An 18099-nucleotide genomic window follows, 5' to 3' on the forward strand; every position below is an offset into this window, starting at 1 on the left:
TTTAGGTAATATTTTGGCTTTAAAGGAAAAAAATGAAAAAGAATTATTTTTTAATAAGTATTTTGTGTGTGGTTTTTATATCTTTAAACCTTAGAGCACCAATTACTGCAATAGGTCCTATAGTTGATAATATTATGAGTTATTATGATTTAAATTCTACGCAAATTGGGATTTTAAGTGCTTTGCCGCTTTTTTGTTTTTTTATTTTTTCTTTAATAGCTCCGATTTTACCAAATACAAAAGCTATGCTTTATGCGATTATTTTAATAATGTTTGGACTATTTGCTAGAGCGTTTTTTAATACCTTTTTCTTATTTTTTGGGACGATTTTAATAGGTTTAGGTATTGCGATTTTGAATGTTTTAATGCCTAGTTTTGTTAAAAATCACTTTAAAAATATTGGAAAAATTATGGCACTTTATGGAATGTTTTTAAGCATTTCTAGCTTAATAGGAGTTTTTGGGCATTATTTGATTGATTATATTGGACTTAGTGGAGCTTTATTTTGTTGGATTATATTTGCTATTATTGCGTTTTTTTGCTATCTGCCATTTATTAAAAATCATAGGCTTAATAGATATTCTAAAACTCAAAATTTCAGTGATTTTTTAAGTATTTTTAAAAACAAAAACGCTTGGATAATCACTGCTTTTATGGGGCTTCAAAGTTGTGTTTTTTATACGATAATTACTTGGTATCCTAGCATATTAGCTATTAGTATGAATAAAGATTATGCGACTAATATTGTTATATTATTTCAATTTTGTTCTATGTTTTCAGCTTATTTTATACCTAATAAAATGGCTCAGATTGAAAATAAAGCAATGCTTTTAACTTTAGTTTGTATTAGCAATATTCTTGCTTTTTTTATATGTTTATTAAGTTCAAATATTTATATTTTAATAATTTCAGCTTTATTATTTTCTATTCCTGTTGGTGGAATTTTTGGCGTTGCATTGATAATGATTGCTATTAAATCAAAAGATACAAAAACTACAATATATTTAAGTTCAATGTCTCAAAGTGTAGGGTATTTAATAGCTACTATTGGGCCAATAATTTTTGGATATTTTAAAGATATTACAAATAGTTTTAATACTTCAATTATTTTTATGATAATTATTAGTTTTTTGTTGCTAATTTTTTCTTTACTTTCAAATAAAATAAGCTATATATAAACTTTATTGTGATAAAATTGGCTCTTCTTTTTTAGAAAATTCAACAAAAAGGAAAGCTTATGCCAAAAATGAAGAGCGTAAAAAGTGCTTCTAAGCGCTTTAGAGTAGGCAAAAATAAAATTAAGCGTGGTTCAGCTTATAGAAGCCACATTTTAACTAAAAAGCCTGCAAAAAGAATGCGTGATTTAAGAACAGCAAAATTTGTTCATGCTACAAATGAAAGCCGTGTTCTTAAAATGCTTTGTATGAAATAAGAGTTTTTGATTTTTAATCATTCGTTACCCCCGTTTAGGGAAAGATTTGCTTTAAGCAAACGCCATTAAAAGGAGAAATTATGGCAAGAGTAAAAACAGGCGTAGTAAGACGCAGAAGACATAAAAGATTATTAAAGTTAGCTAAAGGTTTTTATAGCGGTCGTAGAAAACACTTTAGAAAAGCTAAAGAACAATTAGAAAGAAGCTTGGTATATGCTTACCGCGATAGACGCCGCAAAAAAAGAGATTTCCGTCGTTTATGGATTATTAGAATTAATGCAGCTTGCCGCTTAAATGATTTAAGCTATTCAAGATTTATGAATGGTCTTAAAAAAGCTGGTATTGAACTAGATAGAAAAGTTCTAGCTGATATGGCTATGAATGACGCAGCAGCTTTTGCTAAAGTTGCAGCAGCAGCTAAAAAAGCATTATAATTTCTTTCCTAGCTAAGATTAGCTAGGAATTTCTTTCTTTAACATTTAAATATTTTCCCTAGTAATTTTTATTTTTTTAATATTATTTTAAGAATGGTGGGGGGGGGTATAATCTTTTTTCTTAATTCTCCTGAAGTTAATATTCTAGGAATAGGAGCTTCTAAAAAACTCAAAATTACATCTAAAATAGATGAATTAGAAATATATGAGATTAAACTAAATAAAGGAAATTGCAAACTTCATTATGTTTTATCAAAATCAAATCCTAAAAAATTAAAATACGGACAATCATTTTCACCTATACATTTTTGTGAGAATTTAAAACAAGCAGAAATTAAAACCAATGAAGGTGATTTTACTTATTCTTTTTAAGCTATAGATTTTCTATAGCTTAAAAATAAATATTACTATTTAAAAATATTTCGCTAAAATTACTACCTTAAAAAAGGAGTTAGTATGAAAAAATTATTAATTTTATTATTTAGTGTTTGTATTTATGCCGTTGAGTGTGTGAGTTTAGAAGAATGCTTAAAAAATGCTAATTATTATCAGTTTGATAAAAATGATGAAGCAAACGCAGCTTTATATTATAAAGTTTCTTGCGAAGAATATGAAGATTATTTATCTTGCAAGGCTTTAAGTGATATTTATAAATATTCTGATAAATTGGAAAATAAAAAATTAAATAAAAAATACAAAAATTTAGCAATAAAATTGGTTAAACAATCTTGCAAAGATGATGATAATGCAAATGCTTGCTATGATTTTGCAAATTTTTGTGAAGTAAAATATACTCAATGTGATGATTTTGAAAAATTATATGAAAGAGCATTTAATTTATACGAAAAACAATGTAATAATAATGATTATTCATCTTGCTATTTTTTAGCAAATATGTATTTAAATGGAGTTAGCACTGATATTGATGAAGAAAAAGCTTTAGAATTATACAAATACGCTTGCAATAATAATGATAACAAAAGCTGCTATGAAGTATCTCAACTTTATGAAAATAAATCTCTTGAGTATTTAAGAAAATCTTGCGAATTAGAATTTAAATACGCTTGTGAAAAGTTAGATAATATAAAATAATTTTAAAAAGTTCTTATTTTTTAAGAACTTTTTATTATTTGATATATTTTTAAAAACGAGTAGTTATAAAAGTATATAAATTACAACTATTTAAAATAATTTAAGATTTTTATTATTGTTTTGTCATAATAATCACATTTACTTCAAAGGAATTTTATGAATATAGAAAAACACCAAAATATGGTTAATTTTATTTGGAATATCGCAGATTGTCTAAGATATTTTAAGTTAAAATTAGTTTTGTTTTTAATGTGAGAAAGTTTATGGAAATAAAAATCACTAAAAAGCGGGTGAAAAATATTATTATAAAAGTTCGTGAGATTGGGCTTGTTGAAGTAGTATCGCCTTATTTTATAAGTAGAGCAAAAATTGATGAGATTTTAAGACTTAAAAAAGATTGGATAGAACAAAGATTAAACGAGCTTAAAACTACTAAAAAAGCAGAGCTTTTGAGTGGTAATTTTGTATTGTTTTTAGGACGAAAATATATTTTAGAATTTGATTTAAGAATTTCAAAAAATGTAGAAATTCACAATGATAAAATTATTTTAAAATGTCTTGAAACTGATGAAAATAAAGAAAAATTACTTAATGATTTTTATAAAATTCAATCAAAAGAAATCTTTAGTGAGATTTTAAAAAGATTTTGTGTGATTGTTGGTAAAGATATAAAAGCTTTAAAGGTGCGAAAAATGAAAACTCGTTGGGGTTCTTGCAATACGAAAAAATCTTATATAAATCTAAATACCGAATTAATTAAAAAAGATATATTAGCAATAGAAGCGGTAATTATGCACGAATTAACACACCTTTATCACGCTAATCACTCAAAGGCTTTTTATACCACGCTTTTAGGATTTATGCCTGATTATAAAGAAAGAATTAATTTATTAAAAGACAAATAATTTATATTTATCCCCCATATTTTATACAGCTAATGCCAAATTTATCTCTTATAGCACTTAGGGTTTCGTTTAATTTTTGATTTTTTGTGGTGTTTTGAAAAATATTTTCACAATATGTTTTATCAAGATTATTAGCAGCAATTCCTATATAATAAACACTTATATTTTTCGTATTTTTCATAAGAATTTCAAATCCTTTTACGGCATTATCAATTAGATTTTTTTCATCAAATGGTTGCATAATTTCAATTCCAATATGCTCTAATTTATTGCCGTATTTAATACTTATTTCTATTTTTTTAGGATGATATTTGTGCTTTGAAATCCAAACACATAAATATCTAGCAAGTATTTTAACCCTTCGCCTTAACTCATCATAATCACTAATTGGCTTAAAGCTTTTTGATATTGCGTGGCTTTTAATATCTTTTGTTTCTTCTACTTTTTCATTATCAACGCCTTTAATTCTTGCTATGATTTTTTTGCCATTTTTACCATATTTATCTAGCAAATATTCTTTTTGCAATAATTCATCTAAAGTATTTACCCCATAAGCTCTTAAATATTTTTGTATTTCTCTTCCTATGCCTGCGAAATTTTTTATATCTATTCCTTTAATGGCATTGCTTAAATCATATTCCATTCTAATGCCAAAAGGTTTTGCTAAATCGGTTAAAAATTTAGCTCCCCATTTGCTATTATTAATGCCTATACTAGCTGGTAAGCCAAATTTATCTAATAGTTCTTTTTGAAGATATTTTGCATAATCTAGCACTTCTGTGTCTTTTTTAAACCCTTCTAAATCTCCAAAAAACTCATCTATGCTAAATTGTTCAATCACGGGTATTTTGCTTTCTAAAAATTGCCTTACTTTAAAGCTTAGTTCTTTATAAAATCTAATATTACTTCTAGCTATTTTTAAATTCGGACATTTTTGATAAGCTATATTTAATTTATCTCCTACTTTTATGCCATATTTTTTAGCTTCATAAGATACGGCAATTGCAGTAAAATGCCTATAATCAATTACTTTATTTTCACTTCTTGCAACTTCAATTGAGCTCATAAAGGCGATTTTATTATCTATATATTTTGCATCTTGATTGAAAAAATCTTCATCGCTTCCAGCATAAATCACGCAAGGTGTATTGCAGAGTTCTTTATTTAATAGTCGTTGTGCATTTACAAAATAGCTATCAAAATCTATATGAAGTTTCATTAGAATTTGTTTTTATAAATATTTATAAATTCATTAATAGGTGTAGCACCTTTATGATAATAAAATCCTTGTAATTCATCACAACCTAATTGTTTTAAAATATTTACTTGCTCTAGTGTTTCAACACCTTCTGCTACTACTCTTTTATTCATAGTTTTTGCTATTTTTATAATACCAATTATAATTGCTTTTGAGTTTTCATTAATTAAATCACAATCTTTACTATTTAATCCATCTATAAAGCTTTTATCAATTTTAATTGTATCAATAGGTAAATGATTTATATAAGAAAGAGAACTATAATCTTTCCCAAAATCATCAATACTTATTAAAAATCCAATAGCTTTTAATTTTTCTAATATAGTTTCACTACTGCTATTAAGTCTATATCTTTCTGTTATTTCTATATCTATTAAATTTGGATTTATATCGTATTTTTTAACATTTGCTAGCAAATAATTTATCATATCTTTATGGTGCAAGTGTTTTGCTGATATATTAATACTTATTGGAATATTTATTCCTTTATTTTTTAAAACTTGTATTTCTTGAAATACTTTTGCAATTACAAATTTTTCAAGTTTTATTATTAAATCAGTTTTTTCTGCAATTCTTATAAATTTTTCTGTATTTTCAAATTTATCATTTCGTTTCCAGCGAATTAATGCTTCTGCACCTTTTACTAAATTATCATTTGCTCCGATTTTTGCTTGATAATATACATCAAGTTCACCTTTTTCTAAAGCCCTTTTTAAATCATTTTCTAATTTTGCTTCATTATCTATTTGTGTTTTAACTTCATCAGAATAATCGCAATACAATGTATCTTTTTGAACGCTTGAAAGTAGAGCAGCTTTATAAGTATCGTTTATTATTTGATTGTAATTTTCATTTGTTAATACACTAAAGCCAACCCCTATACTCTGCTCATAAATTCCATCACTTCCAAAATTAATACTTTCACTAAAGCATTCGTGCAACTTAATAGCCATATTATTAAAAGTTGTTTGTATTTCATCAATACAAGGAAATGCTAATAAAAAATCTCCATTGCCACTTATTTTAGCTATTTTAGAATTTAAAATAGTTGTAGAAAAACTTGAAAATCTACTTGCTAATTCTAATATTATTTTATCAGCTAAATCAAAACTTCTACTTTTTAATAGATTTTGATAGTCTTTAAGATATATATAGCTAACTATTATAGGACAATCGCTTTTTTCATAGAGTTCTTGTATGTCTAATAAGAATTTTTGTTTTTTAGGTAATTTGGTTAAAGAATTATAGTTTTCTTGATAGTATATATCATTTAAGACTTCATTTAAAGAATTTGCTATTTTTTGAAATTCGCTGTAATTTAGCGTATCGTTTAGCATCAAAGGCTTATGTTTTTTGACTGAATTTGCGAGAAGTTCTGCAAAATCATTAAAATTTGATTTTACTCTTTTTAATCTTTTTATATAAATTGCATTACTAATAACTGCAGCTACTAATACAGCGAAAGAAAATACTAAAAATTGAAAAATAGTATGGTCTTTATTTTGTTGTAGCCTAATTACTAAGCTATCATTTCCTATATTGTGAATTCTATGATGCTCTTCAATTCTTTTTGCCTCGCTAATATATCTATAAGTTCCAAAAATTCCACCAGCAATTTCAATTAGTAAAAAAGTTGTAATAATAAAATTCTTAAACGAGTTAGATAGAATTGATTTTGTTTTCATAGTACTCACCTAAACATTTTAATTGATGCCTTTGCTTCTTCTTTTTCCATATAATTACGAACTGATTCTTGAGCATTTTTATTCATTAAATAGCTTTTAATTTGTTCTTTTGCTACTTCATAACTTGCCCCATTCATTTTATCTTTATTTAAATTATAAAATCTAATTACTTCATCATCGCTTACATCTTTCATATAATTTTGAGCGATTAAATCAAATAATTTCTTTTTTAGAATTTCATCTTTTATATTTTCTGTTAGCATTTTGATTTTATCTTGGTTATGTTCTATGAAAGTAGATAAGCTAATATTATTAGCAGCAGCTATTTTTGATAATTCTTGATTGATTTCTAGTTCATTTGCAGTTAATTTGAATTTTTTAGCTAAAGATGTGCATATTTTATTTTGAATTAGCAATCTTAATGCGTCGTTTTGGCTTATATTCATATATTGTGAAATTTCTATAATATCAATATTTGTAATAGGTTCGTTATTAACACTAGCTATGATTGAAGTTATAGGACTTGCGTTCATAAATGCACCAAATACAAGTGCAAGCAAAATTTTTCTCATTATTTACCTTTAAGTGATTTTAAATGATTATAACTATAAAAAATTCACAAAAGGCTAATAATAATGATAGTTACAAGATTTGCACCCTCTCCGACAGGGTTTTTACATATTGGTGGATTAAGAACAGCACTTTTTTCTTATCTTTACGCTAAAAGAAATAATGGTAAATTTATTCTTCGTATTGAAGATACAGATATGGCAAGAAATAGCGAAGAAGCAACCAAAGCTATTTTAGAAGCTTTTAAATGGGTTGATTTAGAAGTAGATGGGGAAATTACTTACCAAAGTAAAAGATTAGATATTTATAAAGAATATATTCAAAAATTACTTGATAGTGGCAATGCTTATTATTGTTATATGAGCGAAGATGAGTTAAACTCATTAAGAGCAGAGCAAGAAGCTAGAAAAGAACGCCCTAAATATGATGGAAGATACAGAGATTTTAAAGGCACTCCACCAGAAGGAATTAAGCCTGTTGTAAGGATTAAAGCACCGCTTGATGGAGAAATAATCGTAAATGATGGAGTAAAGGGCGAAATTAGATTTAACGCTGCTGATATTTTAGATGATTTTGTAATAGCTCGTGCTGATGGCACTCCTACTTATAATTTCGTAGTGGTTGTTGATGATGCTTTAATGGGCGTAACTGATGTTGTTCGTGGAGATGACCATCTTTCAAATACTCCAAAACAAATAATAATTTACGAAGCTTTAGGCTTTAAGGTTCCTAATTTTTATCATCTAGCTATGATAAATGGAGAAGATGGCAAAAAACTTAGCAAAAGACACGGAGCAACCGATGTTATGGAATATAAGGCTTTAGGATATTTGCCTGAAGCTTTACTAAATTTCTTATTAAGATTAGGATTTTCAAACAAAGACCAAGAAATATTTTCAATGCAAGAAATGAAAGAATGCTTTACATTTGATAATGTTAGCAAAGGTGCGAGCACATATAACGCACAAAAATTAGAATGGATTAATGCTCATTATATAAAAAGCGTTAGCGATGAAAGATTAGTAAATGCTTGTAAGGATTTAGGATTTGATTTTTCAAGTGTTAATAATTATTCATTCTTATTAACAATGTTAAGAGAAAGAGCTAAGACTTTAATAGATTTGATAAATAGTGCAAAAATTATTATAAACGAGCCAAATTCTTATGAAGAAAGTGGAGTTGCTAAGTTTGTAAATGATAATAGTAAAGCTTTATTTTCTAAGTTTGTAAATGATTTTAAAGGTGCAAATACTGAAGCAGAATTTGAATTAGCCGTTAAACAATTTTTAGATAGCAATAATGCTAAGCTAAAAGACATAGCGCAATTAATTAGATTAAGCCTAACAGGAACAACAATTAGTCCTAGTATTTATGCTATTATGGAGTTTTTAGGCAATGATGAGATTAAAAAAAGATTTAATAATTTTTTAAAGGAGATTTTATGAATAATTTAAAAGAAAGAGCATTAGAGTATCATTTAGGCGGTAAATTAGGCACTTTTATTAAAACGCCTATGAAAGAATATGAGAGTTTAAGTTTAGCATATTCTCCTGGAGTTGCATATCCTTGCGAAGAGATTGCTCGTGATAGTGATTTAGCTTATAAATACACAAGTAAAGGTAATTTAGTAGCAGTTATTAGTGATGGTTCAGCTGTTTTAGGTCTTGGCAATATCGGTGGAATTGCAGGAAAACCTGTTATGGAAGGTAAGGCTTGCTTATTTAAAAAATTTGCAAATGTTGATTCTTATGATATTGAATTAAGCACTCAAGATACCGAAGAAATAATAGCAGCAGTAAAAGCTATTGCTCCTAGTTTTGGCGGTATTAATCTTGAAGATATAGCAGCTCCAAAATGTTTTGAGATTGAAGCAAGACTTCAAGACTTAGGTATTCCTGTAATGCATGATGACCAACACGGAACAGCTATTATTAGTGCGGCTGGGTTAATTAATGCTTGCGAAATAATTGGCAAAAAATTAGAAGATTTAAAAGTAGTTGTTTGTGGAGCAGGAGCAGCAGGGATTGCAAGTGCTAAGATATATAAGACTTTAGGGGTTAAAAAGATTTATTTAGTAGATTCTAAAGGTGTTTGCAATACTAAAAGAACAGATTTAAATGAGCATAAATTAGAATTTGTAAGAGAATGTGATGAGGATACTTTAGCTGATGTTTTAAAAGGAGCTGATGTTTTCTTAGGGCTTAGCAAAGCTGGAGCTTTAAGCGAAGAAATGTTAAAAACTATGGCAGAAAATCCAATAGTATTTGCTTTAGCTAATCCTGACCCAGAGATTTTACCTGAACTTGCGAAAAAAGTTCGCCCTGATGTAATTATTGCAACAGGAAGAAGCGATTATGACAATCAAATCAACAATGTTTTAGGCTTTCCATATATTTTCCGTGGGGCTTTAGATGTTAGAGCTAGAAAGATTTCTATGGGTATGAAAATAGCAGCTGTTAAGGCTTTAAGTGAATTAGGACGCCTTGAAGTTAGCGAAAAAACTAAAAAATTATATGGTAAAGACTTAAAATATGGAAAAGATTTAATAATTCCAAAACCATTTGATGATAGGGTAAAAGCTTATGTTAGCACTGCAGTTGCTAAGGCTGCTGTTGATGAAGGCATAGCTTTAGTTAAAAATTTTGATGATAAAGCATATTTTGAAAGGTTATTGAATGAAAGTAATTAAAAATACACTAGTTTCAACTTATTTAGCGAAAATTAGAGATAAGAACACATCTTGTAGGGATTTTCGTGAGCATATAAAAAAGCTTAGTGGATTTGTTATTTATGAAGCTTGTGAATTTTTAAGCACAGAAAAAGTTAATATTCAAACTCCACTTATGCCTTGTGAGTGCGAAGTTATTAGCGATGATATTGTAATAGTGCCTATTTTAAGAGCTGCACTTGGTATGAGTGATATTGCACTTGATTTATTGGGTAAAGCTAGTGTGGGATTTTTAGGTATTCAACGCAATGAAGAAACGCTTGAGCCTGAATTTTTCTTTGAAAAATATCCACAAGATATGCAAAATAAAACTGCAATTATAATTGACCCTATGTTTGCAACGGGCGGAAGTGCTATTGCAGCTGTTGATAGATTAAAATCAATTGGTGTCAAAAAAATAATTTTTGCAAGTATCATTGCAACTCCTGAAGCAAGAGATAGAATGAAAAAAGCTCATCCTGATGTAGCATTAATTACTGCTTGTTTGGATAAAGGGCTGAATGAAAAAGGCTATATTATCCCAGGTCTTGGAGATGCTGGAGATAGGATATTTAATACTTTAAAGGCTTAAAAATGAAAAAAATATTATTGGGTTTAAGTTTATTTGTTTGTTTAAATGCTGAGGTAATTACACAAAATATCAAGGAATTTGATTTTACTAATAGTGATTATGCTGTAATTGATGTTAGAATGCCTAGTGAATACGCTGCAACAGGTGTTGTAAATAAAGCAAAATTGATAACATTTCTAAACGAAAATGGAAGTATTAATCCTGATTTTTTGAATGAAATTAGTAAAAATTATTCAAAAGATAGCAAAATAGCAATTATGTGTAGAAGTGGTAAAAGAAGTGCAATGGTAACTAAAATGCTTGAGCAAAACGGCTTTACTAATATAATAAATCTTGATGGTGGAATGAACGAATTATTAAAGACAGATATTAAATTAGTTCCATATCAAAATTAATTTTTAATCCTATTTTAAATTCTTTTTAAAATAGGATTTATTTAAGTATTCCTTGATAGCCTGTATTAAAAAGCGCTTGATTTATTATGCTTTCGTTAAGTTCTTTATCGCTTTTAATTATCGCTGTTTTATTTTCTAAACTAACATTTACTTTATTTACTCCATCAATTTTTAGTAGTGCCTTTCTAACAATTGCCGTGCATAATGGGCAATGTATTTTAGGAATTTCTAAAGTGTATTCATAAGCATTTAAAACACTTAAAAATAAGCTTAACAATAATATTTTTTTCAAATCATTGCTCCTATAATTTCAGGATAAAATATGATAAATAATAATGCAAGTCCTATTAAAAATAATCTGATTTTATTTTTTTGATTTAGTTTTTTATAGATAAATATGCAATATAAAATGCAGGTTGCAATCCCCAAATATACTCTAAAAGGTGCTAAAAAATCAAAATTAACAAGGCTTACTCCAAATATCAAAAAGCTAATAGCTCCAACACAACAAAGGCTAGAGCTAATAGCTAAGATAAACATTGATATTAAATATTTTTTCATATTTGTTTTGAAGTGTATTCATATACAAATTCATTAGGTGAATAATAATCAATAGTATTTGAATCAACTTCAGCATATACATAGCCAAAATTATTAAGCGGTGCTTGAGCTGGGCGTGGAATTAACACGAAATCTCTTTTGGTATTAAACTCGCACCAACACATTTCCCAATTTCCGAATTGAAATTCTCTTAATTTTTGTATCCCACTATCATTATTATCTAGGTTTAAAGATAATTTAACTTTAGCTACATCAGCAGGATCGCAAGGAATCCACCCATAGCCTTTTAGATAAAACTCCGCCCTACAATGTTGAGCTTTTGTTATATTTTCTTTACTACCCATTGCAGCATAAAATCTACTCGCACCTAAACGAATTCCAAAGCACTCTCTAGCAGGAATATTAATACTTCTTAAAAGTGCTACAAAAACAGAGCTAATATCAGTGCATTTGCCATAAAGTTTTTTACTTTCTAAAATAGCCTTAGCATCACCAATTCCACACCCAATTACGCTCTCATCACGAGTAAAATTAAGTGCTACCCAATCATAAATAGCTTTTGCTTTTTCTAAATCGCCTTTTATACCTTTTGTAATTTTTAGTGCATATTCTTTTACTATTCCGCTAGTAAAAATATGTTCGCTTGGTTTTAGATATTGTGCGATACTTTCGTCTAATTTCTCGTTTTCATTAAAATTAACTTTAGAAAAATCAGTAATTCTATCGTGAGTTTTAATGCTAAATTGTGTTATTAATTCAGCTTTTACATTAGAAAAACTTGCATATAAACTATTAGTTTCAAAATCACTTAAATAAATTTCATTGTAATTTCCACTATTTACAATATCACTTGTAAGGTATTGATATGAGCGTGATTTTGGTAATGGAAGCCATATTTTGCTAACTTCGCCTAATTCGCTTAAATTATGTTTTAAGCTTACAATGTATTCTTTACTATCGTCTTTTGTTGCTTGAGTATTATTTACTAAAGGTGTTTCATTCGCACTTAGTAAAGTGTTTGCTGCAACTGCAGACGATAAAGTTAAAAATGTTCTTCTTTTCATAACTTTATCCTTGTGTGAAATAAACTTTTATTTTAAATTATTTTATTTAATAATAAATTTAGTTTTTTAATAGTTTTTATGTTATTATTGACCTTTACATTTTTACAAAGGAAAATTATGGCTAAAGATGATGTAATAGAAATTGACGGCGAAGTTATTGAAGCTTTACCAAATGCAACTTTTAAAGTTGAGCTTGATAACAAACACGTAATTTTATGCCACATTGCGGGTAAAATGAGAATGCACTATATTAAAATTATGCCAGGAGATAGAGTAAGAGTTGAGCTAACTCCTTATAGTCTTGATAAAGGACGCATTACTTATAGACACAAATAATTTAGCACTTTTTATGGTGCTAAACTTCTAAATTATTTTTTACCATTCATTTATCTTGGGGGGGGGTATAATCACTCTTTTGAAAGGAGATTAAATGAGTGATTTAACAACAAATGAAAATCAAAATGAAGACAAATATGATTTGTTTAATGGAGTTTTATTAGTAGATGTTGGTGCCGTAACGCAATATAGCTTAATTCATATGAGTGAATACGAAATAACTGCCGAGTCTAGTATTAATTATGAAGATGCAGAAAAGTCATTAAAAAATTTAGCTAGTTCTTTAGGCTTTAACTGTGTTTTAAATGTAGTAAGAAGCAATTATACTACAGGCAGTAGAACTACGGAGACTATGTATACAGAAGGTAGTTCAACAGGTAGTATTAATAAGGGTTTTTTTAACACTTATAATACTACATCTACAACTAATTCTACAACTACAGTCAATTCAAACACTAAGGTATATAATACTTTTATTATAAAGGGTATTCTTGCAATCATCGGTAAGCTAAGTCCTAGTGGAGAAATAATTAGTATAAATGCTATTTTAGAAAGAGAAAAAATGGCTCATGAATATATCAATGTTGTTAAAAATATCTACAATGCTAATTATAAGATGAATGATATACCTCGTGATGAATCTAAGATGATGTTATTTAGTTTTATATTTGTAGTACTTCTTTTACAATTAACTCCATATGTCGGACACTTGTTTTTTGCAATGGCTATATATGGTTTGTTTTATTATCCTAGTGTGTATAATGATGGTAGCATTGATATGGTTAAAAAAAATATTAAAGAATCAAACGATATTTATAATATTTATGAATCAAAACTTAAAAATCTTGTATCAATATATGGTTATGATGGTGTTTTAAATATTTATAGATTAACAAGAACCGGTGCAATTTACAACACATCAATTAAACACATAGGGGCATAAAATGAATAATTTAGAAAAAATAAATAATTTAGACAATCTTAAATGTGGTGAATTTTCAAGAGCATTACATAAAATTGCTGTGGATAATACATCAGATATTAATGAAATATTAAAGTATGCACAAAATGACCCACTTGAAGTAGTAACAAAAAGAGCAAGAGATAATATACCTTTTTATCGTTTAATATTAATAATAGTTGTTATAGTTGATATATGGTATTATATTTTTTATTAATACCTAATAGTAATTATAGACATTGCTTTTGTGAGTTTTGAGTAAATCATCTTAATATTAAAAGGAATTTTAAAATTTCTTTTAATAAATTCTTAAATAATTTTTATAATATGTTCTATTTTATTTTTATCTAGTATTTTTGAAACTTCGCTTATATTGGGATATTTCACATACTTTAAAAGTTATCTAAAACTTTATGAATTAAAAAAGTAAAATCTATAAATTAATTCTTAAATAATAGTTTGAGATTAGATTGCTAAGAAATTTTTAGAATTATCAAAGACAAATAAATTTAATATTTAAACCTATATTAATTTTGTTTTGATAATATTAGCACTTTTGCAATTTATCTGTGTGAAGAAGTAATATTTGAGTGAATTTTCCACCATTTAAATATTAGTTGGTAATTCGTGATACCTAAAAATGCAGATTGTAAAAAAGTGGAAAGCAAATTATTTTTTAGGAGACAAGATGAAAGTAAGACCATCTGTTAAGAAAATGTGCGACAAATGTAAAGTCGTTATGAGAAAAGGCGTTGTTCGTATTATTTGCGAAAATCCAAAACACAAACAAAGACAAGGATAAGGTATGGCTCGTATTGCAGGTGTTGATTTACCAAAGAAAAAAAGAATTGAATATGGCTTAACTTATATCTATGGTATAGGTTTATTTACTTCACGCAAAATTTTAGCAGCAGTTGGAATAGATCCAAACAAGCGTGTATATGAATTAAGCGAAGATGAAGCAGCAAATATTCGTAAAGAAATCCAAGAACATTATTTAGTTGAGGGTGATTTAAGAAAACAAGTTGCTATGGACATTAAAGCTTTAATGGATTTAGGTTCATATCGTGGTTTAAGACATAGAAAAGGTTTACCAGTGCGTGGTCAAAAAACTAAAACAAATGCTAGAACTCGCAAAGGTAAGAGAAAAACCGTTGGTGCAAAAGCGTAAGGATAGATAATGGCTAAGAGAAAAGTAGTTAAGAAAAAAGTAGTTAAAAAGAATATTGCTAAAGGTGTAGTATATATTAGTGCAACTTTTAACAATACAATGGTAACAGTTACAGATGAAATGGGAAATGCAATTGCATGGAGTAGTGCAGGTGGTTTAGGATTTAAAGGTTCTAAAAAATCAACTCCATTTGCTGCTCAACAAGCGGTTGAAGATGCTTTAAATAAAGCTAAAGAACACGGAATTAAAGAAGTTGGTATTCGTGTTCAAGGTCCTGGTAGCGGTAGAGAAACTGCTGTTAAGAGTGTTGGTGCAGTTGAAGGTATTAAAGTTACTTTCTTAAAAGATATTACACCATTAGCACATAATGGTTGCAGACCACCAAAACGCCGTCGTGTATAATATAAGTATAGGAATATAGGAGAAATAGTATGGCAAGATATACTGGACCAGTAGAGAAAATTGAAAGAAGATTAGGCGTTAGCCTTGCAATGAAGGGTGAAAGAAGACTAGCTGGTAAGAGTGCTTTAGATAAAAGACCTTATGCACCAGGTCAGCATGGTCAAAGAAGAGGTAAAATTAGCGAATACGGCTTACAATTAAGAGAAAAGCAAAAAGCTAAATTTATGTATGGTGTAAGCGAAAAGCAATTTAGAAAATTATTCCAAGAAGCTGCTAGAAAAGATGGAAATACAGGTTCTATTTTAATTCAATTCTTAGAACAAAGACTTGATAATGTTGTTTATAGAATGGGTTTTGCTACAACTCGCCGTTTTGCAAGACAACTTGTAACTCACGGACATATTTTAGTAAATGGTAAAAGAGTAGATGTTCCAAGTTATAGAGTATTACCAGGCGCTAAAATTGAAGTTGTAGAAAAAAGCAAAAACAATCCTCAAATAGTAAGAGCAGTTGAGCTTACAAATCAAACAGGTATTGTTGAGTGGGTTGATGTTGAAAAAGATAAAAAATATGGAATTTTCACAAGAAAACCTGAGAGAGAAGAAGTTGTCATTCCTGTTGAGGAAAGATTCATAGTAGAGCTATACTCTAAGTAATAAGGAGTAGCAAATGAGAAAAGTAGTTACAACAGCTCATATGCCAAATGATTTTACTATTGAAAATATCGGCGAAAATAAAGCACGCATTAGTGCTTGGCCTTTTGAAATTGGTTTTGGCATTACATTAGCACATCCACTGCACAGGCTTTTACGCCTTAGTGCAATTGGCTATGCAGCAACTGCTATTAAAATTGATGGAGTAAGCCATGAATTTGATAGCAAAAGAGGTATGGTAGAAGATATTTCTTTATTTATTATTAATATCAAAAATATGCGTTTTAAAATTAAAAACGAAGATAGTAAAAGAGAAGAAGTAAGCTTTAGCTTTAAAGGGCCAAGAGAAATTAAAGGTAGTGATTTAGCTAATAATGTAATTGAAGTTGTAAATCCTGATAACTACATTGCTACTATAAATGAAGACACTGAATTAGACTTCACATTAATTATTGAAAAAGGTATTGGCTATGTAGCAAGCGAAGATTTAAGAGAAAAAACTGATAGTAGTTTTATAGCTCTTGATGCGTTTTTTACACCAGTTAGAAATGCAAATTATTCAATAGAAAAGGTATTACACGAAGATAATCCTGATTATGAAAAAATTGTATTTGAAATAACAACTGATGGTCAAATTACACCTGAAGATGCGTTTAAAAATGCTTTAGATGCTATGTATCAACAAATGATGGTATTTAATAAAATTGCAACTACAAGTCCTAGATTAATAGGGGAAGAAACAACTGAAGAAATTGATTTATCTCCTTTATTAAAAAGCGTTAAGGAACTTGGTTTAAGCGTAAGAAGTAATAATGGTTTAGAAAAAGCTGGCATTGAATTTATAGGCGAATTAGCTTTAATGAGTGAAAGCGATGTAAATAATTTAAAAAATGTTGGTAAAAAATCAGTGGATGAAATTACTACTGCTATGAAAGAAATAGGCTATCCGATAGGTTCAAATTCTGTAGATGCTTATAAAGATAAACTTATTGAAAAAATAAAAGAAATTAAAGGATAATAAATGAGACACGGACATGGATATAGAAAGCTAGGTCGTACTAGCACTCATCGTGCAGCTTTACTAAAGAATTTAAGCATTGCAATTATCAAAAATGGTAAGATTGAAACAACTTTAGAAAAAGCTAAAGAATTAAGATCATACATTGAAAAACTAATCACTCGTGCAAGAGTTGGAGATTTTAACGCTCATAGAGCAGTATTTGCAGCTTTACAAGACAAAGAATGCACAAATAAATTAGTAAATGAAATAGCTCCAAATTACAAAGAAAGAAATGGTGGCTATACAAGAATTATTAAAACAAGAACTCGCCGTGGTGATGCGGCTACTTTAGCTTATATTGAGCTAGTATAATAATTGAGTGCTTCGGCACTCAAAATATTATGAATAAAATAACACTCCCAAATAATCAAACTTTAGAAAACTATATATTAAACAAAGAACTTTTTACCCTAGCTGATATTTCTCAAAATGCTTATAAATTTTGGAAAAATATAAAATACGCACAATATCCAAATTCTAGAATTGTATTTTTAGATAAAAATACAATAGCTAAAAAATATGAGAATTTAATCCCTAAATGCTCTAATTTAAGTGGATTAGTATTAGCTAGTGCTTTTTGTTCTATGAGTAATCTAGCGCCATCACATTTAAATCCAAATAATAATTCAAATCTTTTAAATGTAATAAAATTAGTAGAGATTGCAGGAATAAAATTTATTGATTTAAATGATTTTTTTACAAAGTTAAAAATACCTTTAAATTCTCATATTTATATAGAAAAATGTTGTTATTTTGCACCCGAGCCTTTTGAGAAAAAAATCAAACTCACAAATACTTTATGTTTAGGATATTACTAAGGA

Annotated in this window: 26 protein-coding genes; 20 read left to right on the top strand and 6 right to left on the bottom strand. The window is 28.0% G+C overall.

Annotated elements, in window-relative coordinates; translation table 11 throughout:
• The first annotated feature begins 32 nt into the window (after positions 1–32).
• The 6 genes from AVBRAN12654_RS00940 (at position 33) to AVBRAN12654_RS00965 (ending at position 3863) form a co-directional block, all read left to right on the top strand.
• Positions 33–1178: an MFS transporter gene (locus AVBRAN12654_RS00940; RefSeq protein ID WP_214117786.1), complete on the top strand. Its 1146-nt coding sequence runs from the start codon at positions 33–35 to the stop codon at positions 1176–1178.
• Between the two features lie 59 nt (positions 1179–1237).
• Entirely contained in the window at positions 1238–1432 is a 195-nt protein-coding gene (gene rpmI, locus AVBRAN12654_RS00945) for a 50S ribosomal protein L35 (RefSeq protein WP_214117785.1), read from the top strand.
• An 80-nt stretch (positions 1433–1512) separates the two neighbouring features.
• On the top strand, positions 1513–1866 hold the full coding sequence (gene rplT, locus AVBRAN12654_RS00950) for a 50S ribosomal protein L20 (RefSeq protein WP_214117784.1): 354 nt from the start codon (positions 1513–1515) through the stop codon (positions 1864–1866).
• 96 nt (positions 1867–1962) lie between these two features.
• A complete protein-coding gene (locus tag AVBRAN12654_RS00955; protein ID WP_214119542.1) occupies positions 1963–2238 on the top strand; it encodes a hypothetical protein in 276 nt (91 codons plus the stop codon).
• Between the two features lie 84 nt (positions 2239–2322).
• Positions 2323–2958: a tetratricopeptide repeat protein gene (locus AVBRAN12654_RS00960; protein ID WP_214117783.1), complete on the top strand. Its 636-nt coding sequence runs from the start codon at positions 2323–2325 to the stop codon at positions 2956–2958.
• Between the two features lie 290 nt (positions 2959–3248).
• Positions 3249–3863 (top strand): M48 family metallopeptidase, encoded by a 615-nt coding sequence (locus AVBRAN12654_RS00965; RefSeq protein ID WP_336613767.1) that lies wholly within the window; start codon positions 3249–3251, stop codon positions 3861–3863.
• 7 nt (positions 3864–3870) lie between these two features.
• Here the strand turns inward: AVBRAN12654_RS00965 and AVBRAN12654_RS00970 are convergent, their stop codons facing one another.
• The 3 genes from AVBRAN12654_RS00970 to AVBRAN12654_RS00980 are packed head-to-tail and all read right to left on the bottom strand — an operon-like array spanning position 3871 to position 7378.
• Complete coding sequence (locus tag AVBRAN12654_RS00970) at positions 3871–5082, bottom strand: Y-family DNA polymerase (RefSeq protein WP_336613768.1); 1212 nt, start codon at positions 5080–5082, stop codon at positions 3871–3873.
• The gene (locus AVBRAN12654_RS00975) at positions 5082–6806 is read right to left on the bottom strand and encodes an EAL domain-containing protein (protein WP_214119547.1); all 1725 of its coding nucleotides are present in this window, start codon (positions 6804–6806) and stop codon (positions 5082–5084) included. The genes AVBRAN12654_RS00970 and AVBRAN12654_RS00975 overlap by 1 nt, the downstream gene beginning before the upstream one ends.
• A 5-nt stretch (positions 6807–6811) precedes the next feature.
• Positions 6812–7378: a hypothetical protein gene (locus tag AVBRAN12654_RS00980; RefSeq protein ID WP_214150132.1), complete on the bottom strand. Its 567-nt coding sequence runs from the start codon at positions 7376–7378 to the stop codon at positions 6812–6814.
• Between the two features lie 42 nt (positions 7379–7420).
• On the opposite strand from AVBRAN12654_RS00980, the gene gltX reads away from it, so the two are divergent.
• From gltX to AVBRAN12654_RS01000, 4 genes are read left to right on the top strand one after another with little or no spacing between them, the layout of a single operon-like run.
• Positions 7421–8821 (top strand): glutamate--tRNA ligase, encoded by a 1401-nt coding sequence (gene gltX / locus AVBRAN12654_RS00985; protein ID WP_336609370.1) that lies wholly within the window; start codon positions 7421–7423, stop codon positions 8819–8821.
• Complete coding sequence (locus tag AVBRAN12654_RS00990) at positions 8818–10065, top strand: malic enzyme-like NAD(P)-binding protein (RefSeq protein WP_214119549.1); 1248 nt, start codon at positions 8818–8820, stop codon at positions 10063–10065. Before gltX ends, AVBRAN12654_RS00990 begins: the two co-directional genes overlap by 4 nt.
• The gene (gene upp / locus AVBRAN12654_RS00995; RefSeq protein WP_214117776.1) at positions 10052–10675 is read left to right on the top strand and encodes a uracil phosphoribosyltransferase; all 624 of its coding nucleotides are present in this window, start codon (positions 10052–10054) and stop codon (positions 10673–10675) included. Before AVBRAN12654_RS00990 ends, upp begins: the two co-directional genes overlap by 14 nt.
• A 2-nt stretch (positions 10676–10677) precedes the next feature.
• Positions 10678–11070 carry a rhodanese-like domain-containing protein gene (locus tag AVBRAN12654_RS01000; protein WP_214117775.1) on the top strand — a complete coding sequence of 131 codons (393 nt, stop codon included), beginning with the start codon at positions 10678–10680 and terminating at the stop codon, positions 11068–11070.
• 37 nt (positions 11071–11107) lie between these two features.
• Here the strand turns inward: AVBRAN12654_RS01000 and AVBRAN12654_RS01005 are convergent, their stop codons facing one another.
• Genes AVBRAN12654_RS01005 through AVBRAN12654_RS01015 form a run of 3 tightly spaced genes read right to left on the bottom strand, consistent with a single transcriptional unit; the run spans position 11108 to position 12695 of the window.
• Positions 11108–11362, bottom strand: a complete 255-nt coding sequence (locus AVBRAN12654_RS01005) for a heavy-metal-associated domain-containing protein (RefSeq protein WP_214119551.1) — start codon at positions 11360–11362, stop codon at positions 11108–11110.
• On the bottom strand, positions 11359–11631 hold the full coding sequence (locus tag AVBRAN12654_RS01010; protein WP_336613769.1) for a hypothetical protein: 273 nt from the start codon (positions 11629–11631) through the stop codon (positions 11359–11361). The genes AVBRAN12654_RS01005 and AVBRAN12654_RS01010 overlap by 4 nt, the downstream gene beginning before the upstream one ends.
• Positions 11628–12695, bottom strand: coding sequence for a transglutaminase-like domain-containing protein (locus AVBRAN12654_RS01015; RefSeq protein ID WP_214119553.1), 1068 nt, complete (start codon positions 12693–12695; stop codon positions 11628–11630). The genes AVBRAN12654_RS01010 and AVBRAN12654_RS01015 overlap by 4 nt, the downstream gene beginning before the upstream one ends.
• Positions 12696–12812: 117 nt before the next feature.
• Between AVBRAN12654_RS01015 and infA the strand changes: the two genes are divergently transcribed.
• The 10 genes from infA (at position 12813) to AVBRAN12654_RS01065 (ending at position 18096) form a co-directional block, all read left to right on the top strand.
• On the top strand, positions 12813–13031 hold the full coding sequence (gene infA / locus AVBRAN12654_RS01020; RefSeq protein WP_214117771.1) for a translation initiation factor IF-1: 219 nt from the start codon (positions 12813–12815) through the stop codon (positions 13029–13031).
• 94 nt (positions 13032–13125) lie between these two features.
• The gene (locus AVBRAN12654_RS01025; RefSeq protein ID WP_336609366.1) at positions 13126–13974 is read left to right on the top strand and encodes a hypothetical protein; all 849 of its coding nucleotides are present in this window, start codon (positions 13126–13128) and stop codon (positions 13972–13974) included.
• 1 nt (position 13975) lies between these two features.
• Entirely contained in the window at positions 13976–14209 is a 234-nt protein-coding gene (locus AVBRAN12654_RS01030; RefSeq protein WP_336609365.1) for a hypothetical protein, read from the top strand.
• A gap of 471 nt (positions 14210–14680) precedes the next feature.
• Entirely contained in the window at positions 14681–14794 is a 114-nt protein-coding gene (gene rpmJ, locus AVBRAN12654_RS01035; protein ID WP_214117768.1) for a 50S ribosomal protein L36, read from the top strand.
• Positions 14795–14797: 3 nt separating this feature from the next.
• Positions 14798–15163 (top strand): 30S ribosomal protein S13, encoded by a 366-nt coding sequence (gene rpsM / locus AVBRAN12654_RS01040; RefSeq protein ID WP_214117767.1) that lies wholly within the window; start codon positions 14798–14800, stop codon positions 15161–15163.
• Positions 15164–15172: 9 nt separating this feature from the next.
• Positions 15173–15565 (top strand): 30S ribosomal protein S11, encoded by a 393-nt coding sequence (rpsK, locus tag AVBRAN12654_RS01045; RefSeq protein WP_214117766.1) that lies wholly within the window; start codon positions 15173–15175, stop codon positions 15563–15565.
• A gap of 29 nt (positions 15566–15594) precedes the next feature.
• Entirely contained in the window at positions 15595–16221 is a 627-nt protein-coding gene (gene rpsD / locus AVBRAN12654_RS01050; RefSeq protein ID WP_214117765.1) for a 30S ribosomal protein S4, read from the top strand.
• Between the two features lie 13 nt (positions 16222–16234).
• Positions 16235–17236, top strand: coding sequence for a DNA-directed RNA polymerase subunit alpha (locus AVBRAN12654_RS01055; protein WP_214117764.1), 1002 nt, complete (start codon positions 16235–16237; stop codon positions 17234–17236).
• 3 nt (positions 17237–17239) lie between these two features.
• Positions 17240–17590: a 50S ribosomal protein L17 gene (gene rplQ, locus AVBRAN12654_RS01060; protein ID WP_214117763.1), complete on the top strand. Its 351-nt coding sequence runs from the start codon at positions 17240–17242 to the stop codon at positions 17588–17590.
• 29 nt (positions 17591–17619) lie between these two features.
• Positions 17620–18096, top strand: a complete 477-nt coding sequence (locus tag AVBRAN12654_RS01065) for a cysteine permease (protein WP_214117762.1) — start codon at positions 17620–17622, stop codon at positions 18094–18096.
• The last annotated feature ends 3 nt before the right edge of the window (positions 18097–18099 follow it).

The sequence above is a fragment of the Campylobacter sp. RM12654 genome (assembly GCF_020137585.1).
Taxonomy (GTDB): Bacteria; Campylobacterota; Campylobacteria; order Campylobacterales; family Campylobacteraceae; genus Campylobacter_E.